This is a genomic window from Moorena sp. SIO3I6, assembly GCF_010672095.1.
The window spans coordinates 15588-35153 of sequence record NZ_JAAHHU010000047.1 but is presented as its reverse complement, the minus strand read 5'-3'; the positions used below and the strand labels follow the sequence as shown (position 1 = coordinate 35153).

Genomic DNA, 19566 nt, shown 5'->3' with positions numbered 1-19566 from the left:
GTCTCTAACGCACCCTACGCAACTCATCAAGAGCAGATTTAAACTCAGGTGTCCCTTCAATTAAAGGGTGAACATCATACCAACGTACAGGATTATTTTCTGCATCAAACTCTCGATATTCCAAGAGACAACGACGGAATAGCAAACTACGATAGTATTCATCATGGGGGATAGACTTGGAAAGAGAAACTTCAGCTAATTTTTGCCATTCTTCAGAACTAACCGCATTACGATAGGTGCTATCTCTAGCATCACTAACCGCCCGCCTAACTATTTTTGTAGTAATCGGGAAATCATCAATATAACGCATGACTGATTGCATCAATAGCATCAAATCTCGGACATGACCACCAGTCATAGCACAAAGCTCAATGCGACTGTCTTGAGTATCAAAGATTTGTGTATCAATATCAATCGTAGGGTCAACTAAGTGAATCCTTTTTTCAATAACTTCTTTTAATTTATCTAATCCTTCTGAATAGGATTCATTGTGGCGGTTTTTTACCATAATCATTGGTAACACTTGAGGAGTACCATAAATATTTCTTAATTCAGTAGCTTGACTGGAATACGCTAAGGAAATAGGCACGGTATAAACTACGTGACAATTCAACGCTGTTAATTGACTGCTATAATCAATAAATATTTCTTCGTGACTTGTCCGTTCATTCCCTTTTTCCAGGGGGATGATTCTATCTAAGTTATCTGCTATCACAACTATTTTGGATTTTTCCTCAGGTAATTTATGTTGAGCATCTTCAATAAATTCATTTAACGCTGTAATTAAAGATACACTATAATTATCAACCTGTTTTCTAATGGTTTCACGGCTACTAGGAATTCGTCTCAAACTTGTGGTCAATTTACTAAAAACCTGAATTTGAGCTTCAATACTTAATTTTTCAAATTCCACCTCCGATAACGCCAAATCCTTTAATTCAGTGTAGCGAGACTGTAACCAATTTAATAACGGATTAGGAGACCCATACTCTTTAAGTTTCTCTAAAATATTACGAGTACAAGCTAACAGAATATCTGTATATTGAGCATCGATTTCATCAATATCTCCTTCCGTTGCTGGAAAATAAACCACAAAGCAGCCATCCTTCTTCAAATAATCTTCCAGACGCAATAACTCGGTTGATTTCCCCACACCTCGATGTCCAGTATAAAGTTGACAAGTCGCTTTATCTGACAAGGTGATTGTTTTACCAATTTTCATAAAAATATCGTCATCTCCCCTGACTTCACTACAGTTTACATAAGCTGGATCGTTGGCTGGTAAGGGATAAAATGGTTGAAATTTATTGTAGATTTTTTTGATTAAGCTCATGGGGGGTGATGTGTATAAAGGATTTTTTTAGGGAGCAGGGAGCAGGGAGCAGGGAGTAGGGAGTAGGGAGTAGGGAGCAGGGAGTAGGGAGTAGGGAGTAGGGAGTAGGGAGTAGGGAGTAGGGAGTAGGGAAGATGGAAACAATTAAATGGCAATTGCCCTATGGCTGCCTGGTAATGATCCTATTATAAAATAATATATTGCGGTTTTTAATTAGGTGAGGTATACAATTTAGGGATTTTAGGAAACAGGGAATAGCGATGCAGAGGTGCGACCCGTGGCGAATTTAATTCGCCAACGGAAAGCGCACCTAAGCGGTCTTGGGGGTTTCCCCCATGAGCGACTGCATCAAGACGGGAACAGGGAACAGTTCGTAGGGTGGGCAAAATGATATTATCTAGAATTTTTAAAAGAACCAAAGAGTTTTTGCCCACCCTACTTACAAATAATCAACGGCTTTTTGCCCACCCTAAAAGAAGTTGCGTAGGGTGGGCAAAATGATAGTATCTAGAATTGTTCAAAGAACCAAAGGCTTTTTGCCCACCCTACTTACAAATAATCAACGGCTTTTTGCCCACCCTAAAAGAAGTTGCGTAGGGTGGGCAAAATGATAGTATCTAGAATTGTTCAAAGAACCAAAGGGTTTTTGCCCACCCTACAAGCTTTGCTGACTGGCTAGTTTATTAGTTGCGTAGGGTGGGCAAAATGATAGTATCTAGAATTGTTCAAAGAACCAAAGGGTTTTTGCCCACCCTACAAGCTTTGCTGACTGGCTAGTTTATTAGCAACAAGTACTAGTTAATGAGAAACTAGTACTCGTTAGGAAGAAACGGGTACCCATTTGTTACACAGCAGTACTCGTTTACAAGAAAATAGTATTGGTGTGTGAGAAACTAGTACTCGTTAGGAATAAATGGGTACTGGTGTGTCACAAATGATTACCTGGTCTGGTCTATTGTTAAGCCTTGAGCCTTATAGCCCTATTGCCTATTGCTAGCATGCCTATTGCCTATTGCTTACTCCCTGCTCCCTAAAAGCCCAGACGTTGTACCTAACAGCAATTGCAAACCGCTGTATTGATAATTGTGATATTTTTGCCATCATGGAAGTAACTCCTATTTAGGTGGGAGGAAAACCGCGCTGGCGTCGGTTAATGGTTTGAACCAGCGCGGTTATTAGTCTCAGTCTCAATATCTATAGTATAGATAAATCCTGGAAAAAATGCAAGGATTAATTTAGTTTTTTACATTTATTTACAAAGACTATTTGTAGGGATTGATGGATTTAAGTATGGATAAATATTGATAGCAATGTAAGTATATTTTAGGGCATTTGTTTATTTATAAGCTAACGATAACGTTATAGTATTGCTTTTTTTATTAACTTTAAAATATCAAAAAAAAACCTTTAAAAACCCTTGACAAATAGTTGTATAATCATTACAATAATACTTGTCAACAAATTGAATCTTTGACCTATGTCAGAATTTACTCCAAACTCCAACAAACAAGCCGTTAAGCACATCTTGAAGGGTTCTCGTAAAGCAGTACTCAACACGATGTACGCCCTTTATGGTCTGCGCTATGCCGAGATTTCCGAGTGGAGTCCTCTGCAGCCCACGGAGGTTCCAGGGGAATTCATTACGATAATGACCAAGTACTTGTTGTTGCCATAACACCTTAAATTTCTGGGGGGGTTTCCCCCCCCTTGGCCAATCCCATCGGATCACGTCCGGATTGGTTTGGAAACTTCTGACATAGGTGATTGAAATAGCCGTGGATAGTATTTCTGCGGCTATTTTTTTTTGTTTTGGAATATATAGATAATTTATAATTTATAATTGGGAATCGGTAATCCAATACTGGTGGTTCAGTAAGCCTGTACTCCAACATCATCAAAGTATGATAAAATTAATAAATGGTGTTTCATAGCTATCAGGTATACAGGATTTTTTACCTCTTGCCTGCTCCCTACTCCCTACTCCCTACTCCCTGTTCCCTTTGCTATAAAAAAATGCAACTAGAAGACTATTTTGACTTCCTCAGTGTGGACGATATTCGTATAAAAGGCACAAGAATAGGAATAGAAACTATTCTCTATGATTATATCCATCGTGCCCGCACTCCTGAAGAAATTGCCGAAACCTATCCATCCCTAAATCTAGAACAGGTTTATGCTACTATTCTTTATTATCTACACAATAAAGAAATGGTCAGCCAATATGTTGCTGACTGGTTAGAGTGGAGTCACCAGCAACTGAAAGCACAGCAAATTAACCCCTCGACCTCTGCCCTGCGATTGCGGAAGTTGAGAGCAGAACGAAAAGTAATCAAAAAAGCTGATGACTCTCAACTATCTATTGGATGAAAATGTCAATCCTGCTTACAAAATCCAATTGACCCGGAATTCTCCTGATTTGGTGATGTGGATTGTTGGTGAACCGAATACTCCTGCAAGAGGAACGTTAGACCCCCAAATTCTGAAATGGTGTGACGAGTATGGTTTTGTGCTGGTAACAAATAATCGTAAATCTATGCCTACCCATTTAGCTGATTATATTGCAGAAGGGAATCACATACCAGGAATCTTTATTCTCAACACCAAGTTAAGTATGGGAGAAAATATTGATGAGCTGGTTTTTCTAGCTGAGGCATCTTTTGAAAACGAATATCAAGACCAAATTATTTATCTTCCACACAGTTATAGCGTTTAGCAAAGGTCTTTCGCCGATTGAGAAAGCTTATCTGGATCTAGACTCCACCAAATCAACGCGCAAGTATCGAGAACAATTTTCACACTTCTCCCCATTCTTCTGTCGTAGGAGTTGTTAAATCCTCAAAATACTTGACTTTACCGCGCATTTTTCCAAATAACTGTTCTGTTGAGGATAAATTACCGTATTTAGAAATTATCACCACTGGTTTGCCCCGATCAGTGACTACAATTTCTTCCCCTTCTGACTCTACAAGCTGCAATAACTCCAGCAGTTTGCTTTTCAGTATACTTTTTGAAATTGTTTTCATTATGAAACTAGTAACGGAGTTAGGTAACACTAAAATTATATCACATTTACATGGTTTTTCATAGCTATCAGCTACACAGGATTTTTTACCTCTTCCCTGTTCCCTATTCCCTGTTCCCTGTTCCCTAAAAAACCATAAATATGTACCTGGACAAAAATAAACCTCACTTCTTGATGCAAAGCGCGAGTGGGGGAAACCCCCTGTTCCGAAGCTGCATCGCTGTATTAACTTGTGTAAAGTTGCCAAAAATCGGTCTGCTCCCTGCTCCGAACGCGGGGCGCGTTCGGAGCAGGGACTTCGGAACAGGGAAGAGCGAAAAAATAGTGCTTACCTGATTAGACTAGAAACAGCTATAGTGCTAATATAAGCATTTGTTGCCTACTCCCTACTCCCTACTCCCTACTCCCTACTCCCTGTTTTCTTTGCTATATAAATGACAAACTACGAAATCGAAACCCAAGAATGGTGGGTAGAACGTTGGAATGACTTACTCAATTCCTATCGCTTCAAAAAGCGTTTGGAACGGGGACGTATCTATGCCAAAGAAGGCAATATTCTCAGTATTGACTTTCTAGGACCACAAGTAGTCGCCAAAGTTCAAGGAACTGCTCCGGAGCCCTATGAATTAACCATTTCCATCGAACCCTTTACCGAGGAAGACTGGAATTATGTGGTGCAAACCCTAGCAAGTAAAGCAATTTACTCAGCTCAGTTATTAGCAGGAGAAATGCCCCATAATATCGAAGAAGTCTTTACTGCCAATGGTTTAAGTTTATTTCCCTTCACCCTCTCCGACGTTCGTTCCCAGTGCAATTGCCCCGATCCCAAAAATCCTTGTAAGCATATCGCAGCAGTATACTATGAATTAGGCGATCGCTTCAGCGAAGACCCCTTTGTTTTGTTCCAGTTGCGGGGAAGCACCAAAGAACAAATCCTTGATGCCTTGCGTAAATTACGCAGTGGTCAAGCAGGGGAAACTTCCACCACAGAGCAGCCATCGTCAATTCCAAATCTCACTTCCGGTGATCAAAACCCTGATCCAAACAGGGAAGAGGGGGAATCAGCAATCGGCGATCCTGAAACCTCAGTCAATATTCAGCAATTTTGGCAATACGATCAGCCCCTCGATTCTTCCCTCGTGGTAATTGCACCACCAACAGATAGTGGAACCGTCCTCGATGTCTTAGGAACAATTCCTCTAGGAGCAGCTGACCCTCGTGTGATGCAGTATCTCAAAGGAATTTATCAGATAGTCAGCCAGCAAGCTGTAATTTCAGCATTAAATCGAGATAGTTAATAGGGTAATAATTTAGTTCCTGTTGGAACTAATGTGCCTATTTAAGCTATCAGCTATCAGCTATCAGCTATCAGCTATCAGCTATCAGCTATCAGCGTTCAGCATATGCTTATGATGCGCTTTTACCCAGACTTTTAATTCTGTAAAATCTCGAACTATTAAATTATCCCAAATGAAGTTTATTTGAAGCATTCGGCTGACCACTGACCACTGACCACTGACCACTGACCACTGACCGCTGACCGCTTAATGCTAACAAGACTTCTGAGCCACACCCTTATACATATAGCCCATAATCTTAGGAAATTTTGGTTCATAAAACTCTTCTAACTTCAGAATCTGGAAATGGTTTTCAACCAGCTGCTTGATATTACGATTTAGATGACAGCCATCCCCGATAATCTTTTGTACAGGGGTCAAGCGATTTTGCCAAACCTGAACCTTAGACTCATCACTCATGCCATGCTCAATAAAAAAGAACTTTCCCCCTGGTTTTAGCACCCGATAAATTTCCTCTATAGCCTGATTTACCTTAGTAATACTGCACAATGTCCAGGTGCTAACTACACTATCAAAGCTATGGTCAGCCATCGGTAAATTTTCCCCATTCAGTACCCGAAAATCAACATTAATTTCCGATTCATCAATACGTTTTTTGGCTACGGAATCCATCCCAGGATTAACATCAATAGTTGTAAGTTTTTGCAGGTGCTTGGGGTAATAACTTAAATTTAATCCTGTGCCAAAGCCAATTTCAAATACTTGCCCAGACACCTGAGATAAAACCTCTTGACGATACTTGGTTAAGACCGGGTCAGACATAACCCAGTCCAGAAATCGGGGAAAAATTAACTCTGAATATAAACTCATGCTCCAATTACCTTGGGATAACCTTGAATTGGCACTCATGATCAATTATATATATAGAGAGCAATTCTTAATTAGGTGAGGGACAAAATCCTGGGTTAATGGGAGTAGGGAGTAGGGAGTAGGGAGTAGGGAGTAGGGAGTAGGGAATAGGGAATAGGGAATAATGAAAAAATTATGTGTACCTTATTACTATGAGAAACCCTATATAAATTATAGTAGTAAACATAAATATGAGCGTGCAGGCTACCGGGTGAAGTATGACAACTATATTTGATTGGATTAATCAATTCCGAAATGCTTGGGGTGACAACTTCCAGGCAGTGGGTGATTTGGTTCTTTACGCCTGGATGATAAGTTTTGTCAATTTAGTCTTATGCGGGGGAGCACTCAACGAAAAATTTGGTATCCAACCCCGCACCTGGCTCGGGCTAGTTGGTATTTTGTTTTCACCCTTCTTGCACAAAGACTGGAAACACTTAATCGGAAACACTATTCCGTTTGCGATCCTTGGCTGTTGGGTATTGTTACGAGGAACCGATGATTTCTGGGTCGTGACCTTGGCGATAGTCTTGATTGGTGGTTTGGCTGAATGGCTAGTTGGTTCACCTAACACTGTCTCTTATGGCGCAAGCGGTGTAGTTTTTGGGTATGTAGCTTTTCTGATCGCACAGGGGTATTTAGAAGGTAAGCCCCTGTTAGTCATAGGTTCTAGCGCTATCGGTGGTCTCTATGGTTTTACACTCAGAGGTTTATTTCCTGGTGAAACAGGGATCTCCTGGCAAGGACATTTATTTGGCTTCCTGGCAGGTATGCTTGCAGCCAGCTATCTGGACACGTTTCGGAATATGTTTCTTTGACACTCCCCGTCCTTGAAGGACGGGGATTCTTTCTTCATAGGGGTTCCAACGAACTTACCCTCGGAAAGTTTACACCGTCTGCCCGGCGGTGTTTGAAGAGAGAATTTTTAAATTCTGCCCATCATCAATTTACCCAGTTTTGAGCCTTACTGGTCAAATGGTCTGGCTCCTGGCCGTAGGTCCGGTAAAAAAAATCCCCGCTAGCGGCCAGACTAACGGGGTGTGCTTTTCTCTTTGTGTTCTCAATTATTATTATTGGCTAATCATGTATGATTTGGTGTTGGCCTAATGTCAATTTTTGGTGTGATTTCATATAAATTTTTATAAACTTGCTTGTTTTGGTCGATCTAGTCAATCTGAGCATCAAGTGATCTAAGCGCAAAAAACTCCACTAGCCTGATACTAGTGGAGGCAGGGTGTGTTATTCGTCAACTTCATTGTAGATATGCGATGTTTGTGATCTGGTTTGCTGAATGTATGGTTTTGTATTTGATTTAGGTTGTTGCTCAGCAGAATCTGGAGTATAGTTTTTAATCAAATTTAACTATAATAGCATAAAAATTGTGGCTGTCAAGGGCAAAAAATCTGGACGATCAGTAATTTATGGTAATATTTGCCTAAACTTGACTATAATTACCTATGATACAACTAGCCTTTTGTGCAGCGCTTTCTGGCTATGGATAACAGAAAAGCCAACTTAAAAGACTACAGATATGTAAGGGACAAAAAAAATACCGAAAAGTCCAGAAGTGTGGAGCGCTTAAAACCTTCACAATTTATGAAATCATGACTCTTGGATAACGTTGGTTATGTGTAAATTAGGTTATTTAGACTGGTGAACACCAGGATTATAGCAGTCGCCAGGGCAGGCGCGGACATTACAAAAGTCTCAAACCTAAGTAAGCGCAAGAGTTTGACTTCTGACTTCTGACTTCTGACTTCTGCTATAGATCGTCATTCCCCATTACCGATTACCCATTCCCGGTAGCAAAAACCGTAACTAAAGGAACCGAATTATCCTGTAATGGTCATATTAGAACAGGGTATTAGCAACGGAGACGATCAAATGAACCATCAAATGCTTAGTCGTATAGCCACTGTTATGGCAGTCAGCATCCTGCTTACAGGTATATTGGGGTGTGTGTCGGAAAAAACCAATGCCCTTGACCCTATGCCTAACTCCGAACCAAGGAAAGAATCAATTTCAGCTGACCAGCAACCAACTCTAGACGTAGATACCAATCTTGTAGACGCTAATACTAAATTTGGCTTCAAGCTATTCTCAGAAATTCTCAAGCAGGACACTAACAAGAATATTTTTGTCTCTCCCACCAGCATCGCCATTGCCCTAGACATGGCTTACAACGGTGCCAGCGGCGAGACTCAAGAGGCTATGGCAAAAGTCCTAGAATTAGAGGGATTAAGTCTAGATCAACTCAACCAGGGAAATAACGCCTTAAAGGCTAGCTTGGAAAATGCTGACCCTGATGTTCAGCTGTCCATTGCCAACTCCCTGTGGGCTAACCAAGGCATTGACATCAACCCCAAATTTATTAAAAACAACCAGAAATTCTACGAAGCAGAGGTCACAGAACTTGATTTTAGTAGTGCCAAGGCTGCAAAAAAAATTAACCGTTGGGTCAAAAATAACACAAACGGCAAAATTAAAACGATTGTCGAACGCACTCAAGCGGATGATTTACTCTTCTTAATCAATGCCATCTATTTCAAAGGCAGCTGGACCAGAGAATTCGATAAAAGTAAAACGTCTGATCAAGCTTTTTATATCTCTGATTCAAACCAAAAGCAACACCCAATGATGTATCAGTATGGGAAGTATAAGTACTATGAAAATGATGCCTTTCAAGCTGTAAGTATTCCCTACGGTAAAGAACGGCTGAGTTTATATGTTTTCTTACCCCGTGAAGGGAGCAGCTTGGCAGAATTTCAACAACAACTCACAGCGGAAAACTGGCTACAATGGATGAAAGAGTTTAGGTCTCGGGATGGGTCAATTCGGCTACCCCGCTTTAAATTTGAATACGATATTAAACTCAACGATTCCCTAAAAGCTTTGGGGATGGATGTAGCGTTTACCGATAAGGCGGATTTTTCTAATCTGACCTCTGAATCAGCAGCGATTAGTCAAGTCAAGCACAAAACCTTTGTAGAAGTTAATGAAGAAGGCACAGAAGCAGCGGCTGCTACTTCTATCGGTATTGTTACTACTTCCATTAGTATAGATCAACCATTCAATCTAGTGGTTAACCGTCCTTTTTTCTGTACTGTTCGGGACAATAAAACTGGAGCAATTTTGTTCATGGGTTCGATTGTGGAACCGTAAGCTATTAGCTATTGAATTAGTGTGAAGGTTGAAAGTTAAAGGTTGAAAGTTAAAGGGTAAGCATGCAGCTATCAGCGAACAGCGTAGCGTCATCGGTGCTTTTGAATAAAATAAGCTGACCGCTGACCGCTGACCGCTGACTGCACCTCAAGTAGCGTGCGTGGCACAGGCTTCTAGCCTGTGAGGTAGCGCATATGCTTACGTTAAAGCTTCAAAAGATAACCTTTAACCTGGTAACCTAGTTAACCTTAGGCAGGTAGCTTGAATAGAATTGCATCCCAAATAAAGTATCCCTCACGTCCATATAATAGTGACGAGGGATCAGCAACACTCTGCTGACCAGAAGGACTTACTTTCTTAATTTCTGGATAATCGTTGTCCCACAACACTTTCCACTGACCAGAAACATCCAGTTCCTGCATTCCTAAATTTAATCCATAAGCGATCAGTTCTTGTTGGTTATTGTGCTCGAAGTTGATCGCATACAAGTTAGACTCGGAGGATCCTTTCACCACCGGTACCACCCCTGCTGGCTGATAGGGACCGTTGATCTGTGGCGAGACAAAATGGTACAGGCTGGAGTCAGTAATCGAGGCAGCGTCATCACCAAGTTGCTCAAGCCAACGGGGATCCACATGTTGCTTCATCACAGAGAAGAACATGTGCCACATTCCTCCTTTATAGTAAACGTGGCTTCGTTCACACTCGTAAAAGAGACCTTGCTCACCTTCATCGGTCATGAAATGAGGAAACAGGGCTGGTGGCAAGAGTGTATAGGGTCCTTCGAGTTGATCTGCTACTGCTAGACCAATACAGCCTTTCTTGGGTTGGGAATTTGTCTTGGCAGCAGCAGATAGAAACATCCAATACTTGCCTTCGTGAAAGATGGGGAAAGGATCCCGCAACTGGCGGTGACGTTGGTCTGGCATCAATGGATGGTCAGAGTAATCGTAGTATTTCTCCCAATCAAGAAATTCGATCAGTTGGGGAGCTTGCCAATCAATCTCGTGATTATCCCTAATGATTCCCTTACAGAAGCCAATATACTCATGAAGCAAATTAGGACGGTCTGGAGATCCACCGTAAAAGAAATACAGGGAATTTTCGTTTACCAACCGTAAGCTTCCTGCTAGAAGGCGAGAGCTTCGCCAGTAGTCATCCCGGTCTGGCTGAAACACAGGACCTAAGTGCTTAATTACAGACAAATCTTCACTAAGAATAGCCCCACCCATTTCCCCTCTCTGCCAAGGCACTCCCTCTAAATCCTTTCCTCCTTGAAGGTAAAGCAGGAGATATTTTGAGAGAGCTGTTTTACTTGGAGCAGGTTGATGAGGCGTTGTCTGGATGCTGATATCATGGTTGAACAGTTGCTCTAAGGTCGCAGCGTCGCTCCTGCCGTGATCGAGTTGTTGTATCATCAGCTTCTGCTTAAGATATTTTTAGTTTTGTTAAGGAAATATTACTTTATTAAATCAATCTATTATTTTTTTGACAAGGGGATCCATCAAATTGCAGGGATATGGGGCACAATCTCAGTATTTATACTGAGAATTTCCCAAGGATTTGCGATCGCCAAATCTGCTCCACATATAATACTTAATGCTACATTAAGATTACGCGATCTAGGCTCTTATCGGTAGGCTTGCTAATCGTAAGCATCAAGGTATAGGCTGAGATCTTATCTAGAGGCTGCAAGCCTTAGAACCCTAAAATTAGGGTTTGGCTTCGAGTTTGGCTTCGAGTTTGGCTTCGAGTTTGGCTTCGAGTTTGGCTTCGGGTTTTCCTTTCAGCTGCGTAAGTCCTAGTGTAAGCATTCAGCGGTCAGTGGTCAGTGGTCAGTGGTCAGCGGTCAGCGGTCAGCTAACTTAACAGAAATTAAAGCAATGCTTACCTGTTTTATTAAAAAGCTGAGAGCTGAGAACTGAGAGCTGAGAGCTGATAGCTGATAGCTAAATGCTTACATCCTAGTAATCTCACCTTAGTTAAATCTTCGTCTATGTCTTCACAAGTTAAAGATTTGATTTTGATCGCAATCAATCAGCAATTTGGCTAGTGACATTTTCCCAACACTATTTGTTATCTTGGAATAAGTTTGGTAGTGATAGGTAAAAAAGCGAGTACAGACCTCGCTTAAATGGTATAGCCTTAACCTATTCTGAATCAATATTAGGAATTACGTAGTAACTCTCTGATTATCTGATTAGAGGGTAATTTAGCAATTAAAACACTATGCTTTACTATGCTTTGAGCGGTCAACAGTGATGGTATTTGCTGATAGCTAAATCAAACTCAAACTTTATGCCCGTCCAAAGTATAGATATAGTTTTCACTCCTATCAGTACGTAATTCCTCACTAGTTTAATGTATTCAGGAAAAAAAATTGGCTTGGATACATAGACTATTGTTTAATCATTAGGCGTTGCTTCTATAAATTACACAATAATTAGTTAGATAGGATTTAATTAAGCGGTAAGGAATTTTACTTACCTTACCCTACTACCGAATTATTACTTTATACTCTCTAGTTGACGCCTTAGTAAAGAGGCTAACTGTTCTAGGGAGTTAGTCACAGTTATTCACTAACTAATACTCTTACACAAAAGCAGGTAACTCATGCTTCCTAATCACAGTTTACAAATCCCAGATAAATGGATCTGGGACTTCTGGCTAGCTCAAGATATTTCCGACTATCACTTATTTTACTTGCAAGCTTCTAAGGATTTACCGGATCCAGAAGACCGACATTGGCATGTTTCATTTGGTCACGCTGTTTCTCAGGATTTACGGCACTGGGAGATTCTACCAGATGCTATGAAGCCTGAAGCTTATGGTGACGTGGATGAGTACACTAATTGGACTGGCTGCGTAATTCGTCATGATGGCCTGTGGTATCTCCCATACACCAGCACTGATCGCAAAGAGCAAGGAAAAATCCAACGCATCAGCCTTGCGACCTCCAAAGATTTAATCCACTGGGAAAAACATCCGAAAAACCCGGTGATCGAGGCTGATAGTCGCTACTACGAGAAGTATGATCTCGAGCACCCTGAGAAAAACCTTTGGTTCGATGAAGCCTGGCGCGATCCTTGGGTGTTTCAGGATCCAGAAACAGGGGAATTTCATGCTTTAATTACTGGTCGCGTTAACTATGGTCCTGCTGAAAGTCGGGGCGTGATTGCTCATGCCACTTCACAAAACCTGATTGATTGGCAAGTATTACCACCATTAACTGAGCCTATGACGTTCGGGACTATGGAATGTCCGCAAGTGGTTCTTATCAAGGGGCGCTACTATCTGCTCTTCTCGATCCCCCCAGGAGAGTTTGTTGATAGTAACCTCACGGGAACGTTCTACATGGTTGCTGATAATCCTTTAGGACCATTTTCTGCTCCAAGGGCGCTCTGGGCTGATTCAGTGAAGCGGCTCTATTCCGGGAAACTGGTACAAGGTCCTGATCAGATCTGGTACTTTATGTCATGGCGTAATTTCGCTCTAGACGGTAGCTTTCTCGGCGATATCAGCGAACCTCTGCCGATCACAGTTGATGAGGAGGGCAATTTGATAGTGCTTGAACCAGCAATGGTTCATTAGACGTCTTCGGGAAGTCAGTAATAGGCAATCGGAAACGAGGAAGAGGAATTATAGCGGTTCTCAGTTTGATGAGGTACATACTAAATTTATTCCCTCTCCTCTGTCGGTTCTCACTTCCATAGACGAAATGCTTAAGGGGGCACGGCCTGTGCCCCTAAAATTAATATGGTCAGTAACCAATTACCAATTACCGATTACCGATTACCCATTACCCATTACCAGAATGACTTTGCCTAACTGGATTACCTTTTCCCGCTTACTGGGGTTGCCCTTTATCCTATACTTCCTGAATCACCCAACTGACCAAAGCCGCTGGATCGGTTTCGGGATCTTTCTCCTTGCTGCTGGAACGGATTGGTTAGATGGTTATCTAGCTCGTAAACTGAACCAAATTACTGATTTAGGCAAATTCCTTGACCCATTAGTCGATAAATTTTTGGTACTCGCGCCCCTACTAGCATTAATTGAGCTAGGTCAGGTCCCCGCTTGGGGAGTCTGTTTGATTTTGGCACGGGAGTTAACGATCGCAGGTTGGCGAGTTAACCCCAAGTTATCCGGTAGCACTAGCATACAGGGAGCCAATATCTGGGGTAAACTCAAAACCGTCAGTCAAATTAGTGCGATCGCACTTTTAATTGCACCAACTCCCGACACCTGGATCATCCCATCCCTAGTCCTTTTCTGGCTATCGGTGGTCCTAACCTTAATCTCTGGTTTAGTTTACCTGTTACCTGCTAATATCTGGTCATCAACGGCAAAATCCACGTCAGCTTGATCCCGACCTGAAGCGAGATAATCATTCTCGAAGGAATCCTTCAGTCCGGAAAGCAAATCATACTCCGGTTGCCAGTTAAGTTCCGTCTTAGCCTTATGGATATCAGCAAAAAAGTGCTGTAATCGAAATGGGAAAGCCTTGCGCTTACCAAAATCAAACTGCTTCGGGTCATAATGCACGAGCTTGACCTCATCAGCCGACTTACCACAGGCCATAGCACAGGTTCGTGCTAAACCATCAAAGGTGACATAGCGTTCCCCGGACACATTGTAAATTTTACCAATCGCTTCCTTATTCCCCAATACTGCTGCCATTGCCCTCGCCAAGTCCTGACAATGACCTAACTGAGTAATGTGCATGCCATTACCAGGGATGGGAATAGTGCGATCGCGAACAATCCGGTCAAAAAACCAAGCCTCCACATCATTATAATTTTGGGGACCATAGATATAAGTTGGACGAATCCCTGTAAACGGCACCCCAAGTTCTTGTAGGTAAGCCTCAGTATGATGTTTACCCTTGTGGCGAGAATTGGGATCAACTGGATCTCCTTCGAGATGGGGTAACTGATCTGACTTCAAGTACACTCCAGCCGAACTCATATACACAAAATGCTGCACCTGGTCTTTAAAAATTTCCACTAACGGTTGAGTATCACTCAACTCCCGACCATTATTATCGAAAATTCCATCAAACTCTTGAGACGATAACATTTCCTTGAGCTGATTGGGATCCTTGCGATCGCCATGAATCTGTTGGACTCCTGGCAGTGGCGCTGGCTTATTACCCCGATTGAACAGCACCACTTCATGACCCATCTCCACCAAAACCTTGGTTAAATAAACCCCAACAAACCGGGTACCACCCATGATTAAAATTCGCATGGTCACTAATTACTAAAAACTTTGATTCACTGATTTATTAATTACCTCTGGGCGGACTTTGTGCCTTCGTGGTTCTAAACCAAACCACCCATAGCATGGTCAGGACTTGGGCACTTACTCTACTAGTAGGGGCACCCTACTACCTAAGGGGGTTTGGTGCCCAGTTTTGGGTAAGTCCTGATACCTTAAAGTCGCAACTGAGTCACAGCAATATTACCCGAAAAACACACATCTACATCAGTACCAGGAGCGCGATCGCGTTTGTCATACTCCCCCTCATAATAGTAGTGATCCCCCTCCACACGATACTTTGTCGGTAACGGTTGAGTACTCGGTTCACAAAATACCACCTCTGGCTCAGGTGACCCCGGTTCCAAGTGAGGTAAATTCACATTCCAGTAAGTACCAGCAGCAATCGGACGATTCAACAAATCCGCCAACACCCTAGCTGTCCAACGACTTGCCACCTCCCAATTAATCACCCAAGGTTTTTTAATCCAGTGGGAAATCGCAATACCTGGTATTCCCTGTATCGCCGCTTCCCTAACCGCCGCCACTGTACCAGAAATGTAGACATCAACCCCCAAGTTACCGCCAGCATTAATACCTGACAGAACCCACTTTACCTCTGGTATAATATGTGATATTGCAAGGCGAGTACAATCCGCTGGGGTACTAGAGACTGCATACTCATAGTCTGACCGACGTTGGACGTGAATCGGTTTATATGTAGTCACCTGATGGCCACAGCCTGAATGATGCTCCTTCGGAGCGATAATTACAAAATTACCGTTACCGTTGACCGCTTGCTCTAGTGCTTTAATTCCGGGAGCATCTATCCCATCGTCGTTCGTTAGGATTATAGTCATTAGTTTAGTCGTTAGTGGTTAATCATTAACAGCTGAGTATGGGAAACGATCTAATCCAAGCCAAACTATCAAGGAATATCGAAACCGTATTAGAAACTTAAAACCAATCATCTCAAATTGCTTGAGCATTTGCACCCTTATACTTCCTTTGGGTATAAACTTAGCTTTTGGTTTAGCTATTGAACTTAAGCTCTGATCTCCGTACAGAAGAGCGAGCTAATAGCTGTTTACCCAGGAAAGTAGCCCGTAAGCTGACCGCTCAATGGGTATAGCTGCCCATGATCAGCCATCTGACAACCTCAGCTCAAAATCTTTCAAGCAACTGTTATGGCAAGTCAGGGATACATCTACAACTTTCAACCTATTGGCAAACCAGGATTATGACTCAAAATAGCAAAAATCAGCCATCTACCCACTCTCAGCCAACTGTTAATTTTACCGAAGAAGAGCTGCAAGATATCTTACGCTATGCTAACGAACACGGTATTAATCCTTTTAGACTAGTCAAAGCCATTGCCCAAAATCGGAAACAGAGAATTGCCCAAGCTCACAATAGGCAGATTCGAACCAGGGAAACTGTTTGTCAATAGAGCCGCAGTTATTAAACTCAAGGCGCTGACTTTATTCGCCGTCAGCTTCTTTAACAAGAAGTGGTGGAGGGCATTACCATGCTACTCTATCCATAGTTAGTAAGGGTAAGCCAAGACACAATTTTTTATCCTTATATCTTCTCTCAGAGAAGATATAAGGATATATTGAAAGAATAATGGTAAGGTCGATACCATTATAAAAACAAAAACTAAGAAATAATTGACGACTATTAAATCCCTGAGAACTGGTGTTTGTAATTTAGATTATGATCTACAAGTTCAAAAAATCCGGTTAGTCAGGATTTAAAAATACAGTAAGTTCCTCAAAACTTTGGCCATTTTAGTTAATTTTAAATTAAAACTACCCTTTATTTTAAATTTGAATTAACGGGTTAACATCCTTGAAAAAAAGGATTAAACGGCAAAAAGTACGTTAAAACCTGGATAGAAAAAAAAAAGTAACCGTTATACCAGGGCTATTTCATTATGGTCTGAGATGGGCTGGTGCTAATAGAGATGCAATTCCCAATTGAACCTGGGGTTAAAACAACGGGAATAGCTAGTGTTAAATGTAGTCAATTTTTTTGGGTCGCAGAATTAACTGATAGAGGGTTTTAGATTCGGGATGCTCTAACTACCTTCTGGTAGTGAATAGGTTCATACTCTAGGAAAAAAAGACTCTCCTAGTACAATCAAAGCTACAATCAAAGATTTAAGTTCCCATCTAAAAGATTTAAGTTCCCATCTAATTTTCACGCATCAGTACCAACAAAGGGGTTCAGGCACTAAACTATTAAATTTAAATGGGCGACAGGTTAGTAGGGGAGGGTGGAATTAAATTATCTACGTAACTGGTGAACGATAACACTCAACAGTCCACAGCTGACAGTATTATCAGTCTTCACCTTTATTTACTTGTTGGTTCATTAGAGTTGGTTCATTAGAATGTGGTTAACCACTATCACTTCACTGCTAGGCTAGGAAGTGTCCAAGCAGTCCCAGATCGTCACTACTGCGTATCATTACCTTCAATCTCAGCTTAAAGAACCCTAATGCAGACTACAGCTTATAGTGAGCTTTTCCCACTATTTAATACAGCTAGCCCAGAAACCTTAGAATGGTTTGAATCCATTGCGGTGGAGCATGAGTACCCGACCGACCGAGCTATCATCATGGAGGATGCTTGGGGTAATGCTGTTTACTTTATTGTCTCCGGCTGGGTTAAAGTGCGACACTTACGCGGTGAAAACGATGTCACACTGGCAATTTTGGGTCGGGGTGACTTTTTTGGTGAAATGGCAATTCTTGATGAATCTCCCCGCTCCACCGATATCGTTGCCATGTCGAACGTGCGACTACTGACCATTTCTGCGCAACGCTTTATTCAAACTCTCTTTAAAGATCCCCAGTTGCACCATCGCATGTTACAACTGATGGTGCGGCGGTTACGTCAGAGCAATGTTCGGTTGCAAAATCGCTATCAGCCTCCAGCGGTTAATTTAGTCAATACTCTAGTTGGTCTGGCAGACAATTACGGTGAAATCACTGAAAAAGGCACAGAAATATATAACATTTCCTATCAAGACTTAGCTGATATCACAGATATCAGTGTGGAGGATACTACCAAAATTATGGAAAAGCTGGAGAGTAAGGGCTGGATTAAGACTGACCCGGAGCAGCAGACTATGCGCTTGATGAATATCAAGCCGCTAACTCAGCTTGTCAGACGAAGTAGCTCATGAGGCAAGATTAGCTCTAGGTGCTACCTGCGCCATCAGGGAGGCGTGGGCCTTGGTTAGGAGATTTGGCTGAATTTACCAATATCGAGCTTGATAGATTACTTAATATAAGCTAATATTTCTTCATAAAGTTAAATAAAACTTAAATTAATTAACCTATCTACACCTGTATGGTAGAGACTTACTCTCGGAGCATGTAGATAGATTACGTCTAGCTTCTTCCCAAAAGCTAAAAACTTTCTGTAAGATAGCAGAATCAGTTTTTATTTGTGATAGATACACCATCTTAAGTTTTGTTAGCTCTCAATCAAGCTAATTTAGAAGATTTTTGGAGGACTATAATATGCGGATAGCTCAAGTTTCCCCCTTATGGGAGAGAGTTCCCCCACCAGGGTATGGTGGGATAGAACTAGTGGTTAGCCACCTCACTGATGAATTAGTTCGTCGCGGTCACGATGTCACTCTATTTGCCTCTGGAGATTCGATCACTAAGGCAAAACTAGACTCTGTGGCTCCTCAGGCTTTGCGCCTTGACCCCTCCGTAGAGGTACCGCTAATTTACGAGCTACTGCAATTGACTCAAATTTGCGAGGTCGCTGATCAGTTTGACTTAATTCACCTTCACTTAGGACCAATAGCCTTTTTGGTTATGGAAAGGATTAAGACCCCTGTGGTTTTTACCATGCATGGTCGCTTTGGCCCTAATATTAGCAAGATTTATGAGCGATACCGCCACATACCCCATATTAGCATCAGTAATCATCAGCGGTCATCCGGACCGGATATGAATTACATTGCCACCGTTTACAATGGTGTTCAGATTGACGATTATCCGTTCAATCCTGAAGCAGCTGACCCCCCCTACTTGGCATTTTTGGGTCGTTTGTCACAAGAGAAAGGACCTCATCATGCGATCAGAATTGCCCGTGAAACTGGGTGGCGGTTGAAAATGGCAGGCAAGGTTGATACAGTTGACCGGAAGTTCTTCGAAGAAGAAGTTGCTCCTCAAATTGACGGTGAACAAATTCAATTCTTGGGTGAAGTGACTCATGAACAGAAGGTGGAATTAATATCCAAAGCCAGCTTGACCCTATTTCCGATTACCTGGCCTGAACCTTTTGGTTTGGTGATGATTGAGTCGATGTGTGTTGGGACTCCAGTGATTGCCACGAGATTTGGCTCTGTACCGGAGGTGGTGGCCGACAAGAAAACTGGGATAATCTGTGCCACTCCTGAGGATATGAACGCTGCCATTCCAGAGGCTCTTAAACTCTCTCGCGAAGAATGCCGTAAGTATGTCGAAGAGTTCTTCAGTGTTCCCAAGATGGTTGATGGCTATGAAGCGGCTTATCAGAAACTGCTAGAACAGCATAGCTGAGTGTGTGTATACAAGG

20 protein-coding genes are annotated in these 19566 nt (G+C 42.0%); 11 read left to right on the top strand and 9 right to left on the bottom strand.

Going from position 1 to position 19566, the window contains the following annotated elements:
* Nucleotides 1-4 precede the first annotated feature (4 nt).
* From F6K49_RS15800 to F6K49_RS15790, 3 genes are read right to left on the bottom strand one after another with little or no spacing between them, the layout of a single operon-like run.
* Nucleotides 5-1333: a P-loop NTPase fold protein gene (locus tag F6K49_RS15800; protein ID WP_293098151.1), complete on the bottom strand. Its 1329-nt coding sequence runs from the start codon at nucleotides 1331-1333 to the stop codon at nucleotides 5-7.
* Nucleotides 1330-1488, bottom strand: a complete 159-nt coding sequence (locus F6K49_RS15795; RefSeq protein WP_293098148.1) for a hypothetical protein — start codon at nucleotides 1486-1488, stop codon at nucleotides 1330-1332. Before F6K49_RS15795 ends, F6K49_RS15800 begins: the two co-directional genes overlap by 4 nt.
* 54 nt (nucleotides 1489-1542) lie before the next feature.
* Nucleotides 1543-1752 carry a hypothetical protein gene (locus F6K49_RS15790; RefSeq protein WP_293021146.1) on the bottom strand — a complete coding sequence of 70 codons (210 nt, stop codon included), beginning with the start codon at nucleotides 1750-1752 and terminating at the stop codon, nucleotides 1543-1545.
* A 1058-nt stretch (nucleotides 1753-2810) separates the two neighbouring features.
* Here F6K49_RS15790 and F6K49_RS15785 point away from each other — a divergent pair.
* The 3 genes from F6K49_RS15785 to F6K49_RS15775 all read left to right on the top strand — a co-directional run bounded on the left by F6K49_RS15785 (nucleotide 2811) and on the right by F6K49_RS15775 (nucleotide 4046).
* The gene (locus tag F6K49_RS15785) at nucleotides 2811-3008 is read left to right on the top strand and encodes a hypothetical protein (protein ID WP_008185695.1); all 198 of its coding nucleotides are present in this window, start codon (nucleotides 2811-2813) and stop codon (nucleotides 3006-3008) included.
* A gap of 338 nt (nucleotides 3009-3346) precedes the next feature.
* The gene (locus F6K49_RS15780; protein WP_293044716.1) at nucleotides 3347-3700 is read left to right on the top strand and encodes a DUF433 domain-containing protein; all 354 of its coding nucleotides are present in this window, start codon (nucleotides 3347-3349) and stop codon (nucleotides 3698-3700) included.
* Nucleotides 3675-4046, top strand: a complete 372-nt coding sequence (locus F6K49_RS15775; protein ID WP_075902114.1) for a DUF5615 family PIN-like protein — start codon at nucleotides 3675-3677, stop codon at nucleotides 4044-4046. Before F6K49_RS15780 ends, F6K49_RS15775 begins: the two co-directional genes overlap by 26 nt.
* 79 nt (nucleotides 4047-4125) lie before the next feature.
* Here F6K49_RS15775 and F6K49_RS15770 read toward each other — a convergent pair whose 3' ends face one another.
* Nucleotides 4126-4356: a type II toxin-antitoxin system Phd/YefM family antitoxin gene (locus F6K49_RS15770; protein WP_293062643.1), complete on the bottom strand. Its 231-nt coding sequence runs from the start codon at nucleotides 4354-4356 to the stop codon at nucleotides 4126-4128.
* Nucleotides 4357-4789: 433 nt separating this feature from the next.
* Here F6K49_RS15770 and F6K49_RS15765 point away from each other — a divergent pair, with 433 nt between their 5' ends.
* Nucleotides 4790-5653 carry an SWIM zinc finger family protein gene (locus F6K49_RS15765; RefSeq protein ID WP_293021154.1) on the top strand — a complete coding sequence of 288 codons (864 nt, stop codon included), beginning with the start codon at nucleotides 4790-4792 and terminating at the stop codon, nucleotides 5651-5653.
* 252 nt (nucleotides 5654-5905) lie between these two features.
* On the opposite strand, the gene F6K49_RS15760 is transcribed toward F6K49_RS15765, so the two are convergent.
* Together F6K49_RS15760 and F6K49_RS15755 are read right to left on the bottom strand one after the other, a co-directional pair.
* A complete protein-coding gene (locus tag F6K49_RS15760) occupies nucleotides 5906-6523 on the bottom strand; it encodes a class I SAM-dependent methyltransferase (RefSeq protein WP_293098143.1) in 618 nt (205 codons plus the stop codon).
* Nucleotides 6524-6618: 95 nt separating this feature from the next.
* Nucleotides 6619-6810 (bottom strand): hypothetical protein, encoded by a 192-nt coding sequence (locus F6K49_RS15755; RefSeq protein WP_293021157.1) that lies wholly within the window; start codon nucleotides 6808-6810, stop codon nucleotides 6619-6621.
* Here F6K49_RS15755 and F6K49_RS15750 point away from each other — a divergent pair.
* Nucleotides 6781-7380, top strand: coding sequence for a rhomboid family intramembrane serine protease (locus tag F6K49_RS15750; protein WP_293021159.1), 600 nt, complete (start codon nucleotides 6781-6783; stop codon nucleotides 7378-7380). The genes F6K49_RS15755 and F6K49_RS15750 overlap by 30 nt on opposite strands.
* A gap of 1066 nt (nucleotides 7381-8446) precedes the next feature.
* Nucleotides 8447-9724, top strand: a complete 1278-nt coding sequence (locus F6K49_RS15745) for a serpin family protein (RefSeq protein WP_293021161.1) — start codon at nucleotides 8447-8449, stop codon at nucleotides 9722-9724.
* A 248-nt stretch (nucleotides 9725-9972) separates the two neighbouring features.
* Here the strand turns inward: F6K49_RS15745 and F6K49_RS15740 are convergent, their stop codons facing one another.
* Complete coding sequence (locus F6K49_RS15740; RefSeq protein WP_293021163.1) at nucleotides 9973-11142, bottom strand: glycoside hydrolase family 68 protein; 1170 nt, start codon at nucleotides 11140-11142, stop codon at nucleotides 9973-9975.
* Nucleotides 11143-12337: 1195 nt separating this feature from the next.
* On the opposite strand from F6K49_RS15740, the gene F6K49_RS15735 reads away from it, so the two are divergent.
* A complete protein-coding gene (locus F6K49_RS15735; RefSeq protein WP_293067793.1) occupies nucleotides 12338-13315 on the top strand; it encodes a hypothetical protein in 978 nt (325 codons plus the stop codon).
* Between the two features lie 223 nt (nucleotides 13316-13538).
* Nucleotides 13539-14090 carry a CDP-diacylglycerol--glycerol-3-phosphate 3-phosphatidyltransferase gene (gene pgsA, locus F6K49_RS15730; protein WP_075906374.1) on the top strand — a complete coding sequence of 184 codons (552 nt, stop codon included), beginning with the start codon at nucleotides 13539-13541 and terminating at the stop codon, nucleotides 14088-14090.
* Here the strand turns inward: pgsA and F6K49_RS15725 are convergent.
* Nucleotides 14036-14974 carry an NAD-dependent epimerase/dehydratase family protein gene (locus F6K49_RS15725; RefSeq protein WP_293026245.1) on the bottom strand — a complete coding sequence of 313 codons (939 nt, stop codon included), beginning with the start codon at nucleotides 14972-14974 and terminating at the stop codon, nucleotides 14036-14038. The genes pgsA and F6K49_RS15725 overlap by 55 nt on opposite strands.
* A gap of 185 nt (nucleotides 14975-15159) precedes the next feature.
* The gene (gene surE / locus F6K49_RS15720) at nucleotides 15160-15843 is read right to left on the bottom strand and encodes a 5'/3'-nucleotidase SurE (protein ID WP_075902245.1); all 684 of its coding nucleotides are present in this window, start codon (nucleotides 15841-15843) and stop codon (nucleotides 15160-15162) included.
* A 278-nt stretch (nucleotides 15844-16121) separates the two neighbouring features.
* On the opposite strand from surE, the gene F6K49_RS15715 reads away from it, so the two are divergent.
* The 3 genes from F6K49_RS15715 (at nucleotide 16122) to F6K49_RS15705 (ending at nucleotide 19550) form a co-directional block, all read left to right on the top strand.
* Entirely contained in the window at nucleotides 16122-16433 is a 312-nt protein-coding gene (locus tag F6K49_RS15715; protein ID WP_075902243.1) for a hypothetical protein, read from the top strand.
* A 1052-nt stretch (nucleotides 16434-17485) separates the two neighbouring features.
* Nucleotides 17486-18175, top strand: coding sequence for a Crp/Fnr family transcriptional regulator (locus tag F6K49_RS15710; RefSeq protein ID WP_293026250.1), 690 nt, complete (start codon nucleotides 17486-17488; stop codon nucleotides 18173-18175).
* Nucleotides 18176-18515: 340 nt separating this feature from the next.
* Nucleotides 18516-19550 (top strand): glycosyltransferase family 4 protein, encoded by a 1035-nt coding sequence (locus tag F6K49_RS15705; protein WP_293026252.1) that lies wholly within the window; start codon nucleotides 18516-18518, stop codon nucleotides 19548-19550.
* Nucleotides 19551-19566: the final 16 nt, after the last annotated feature.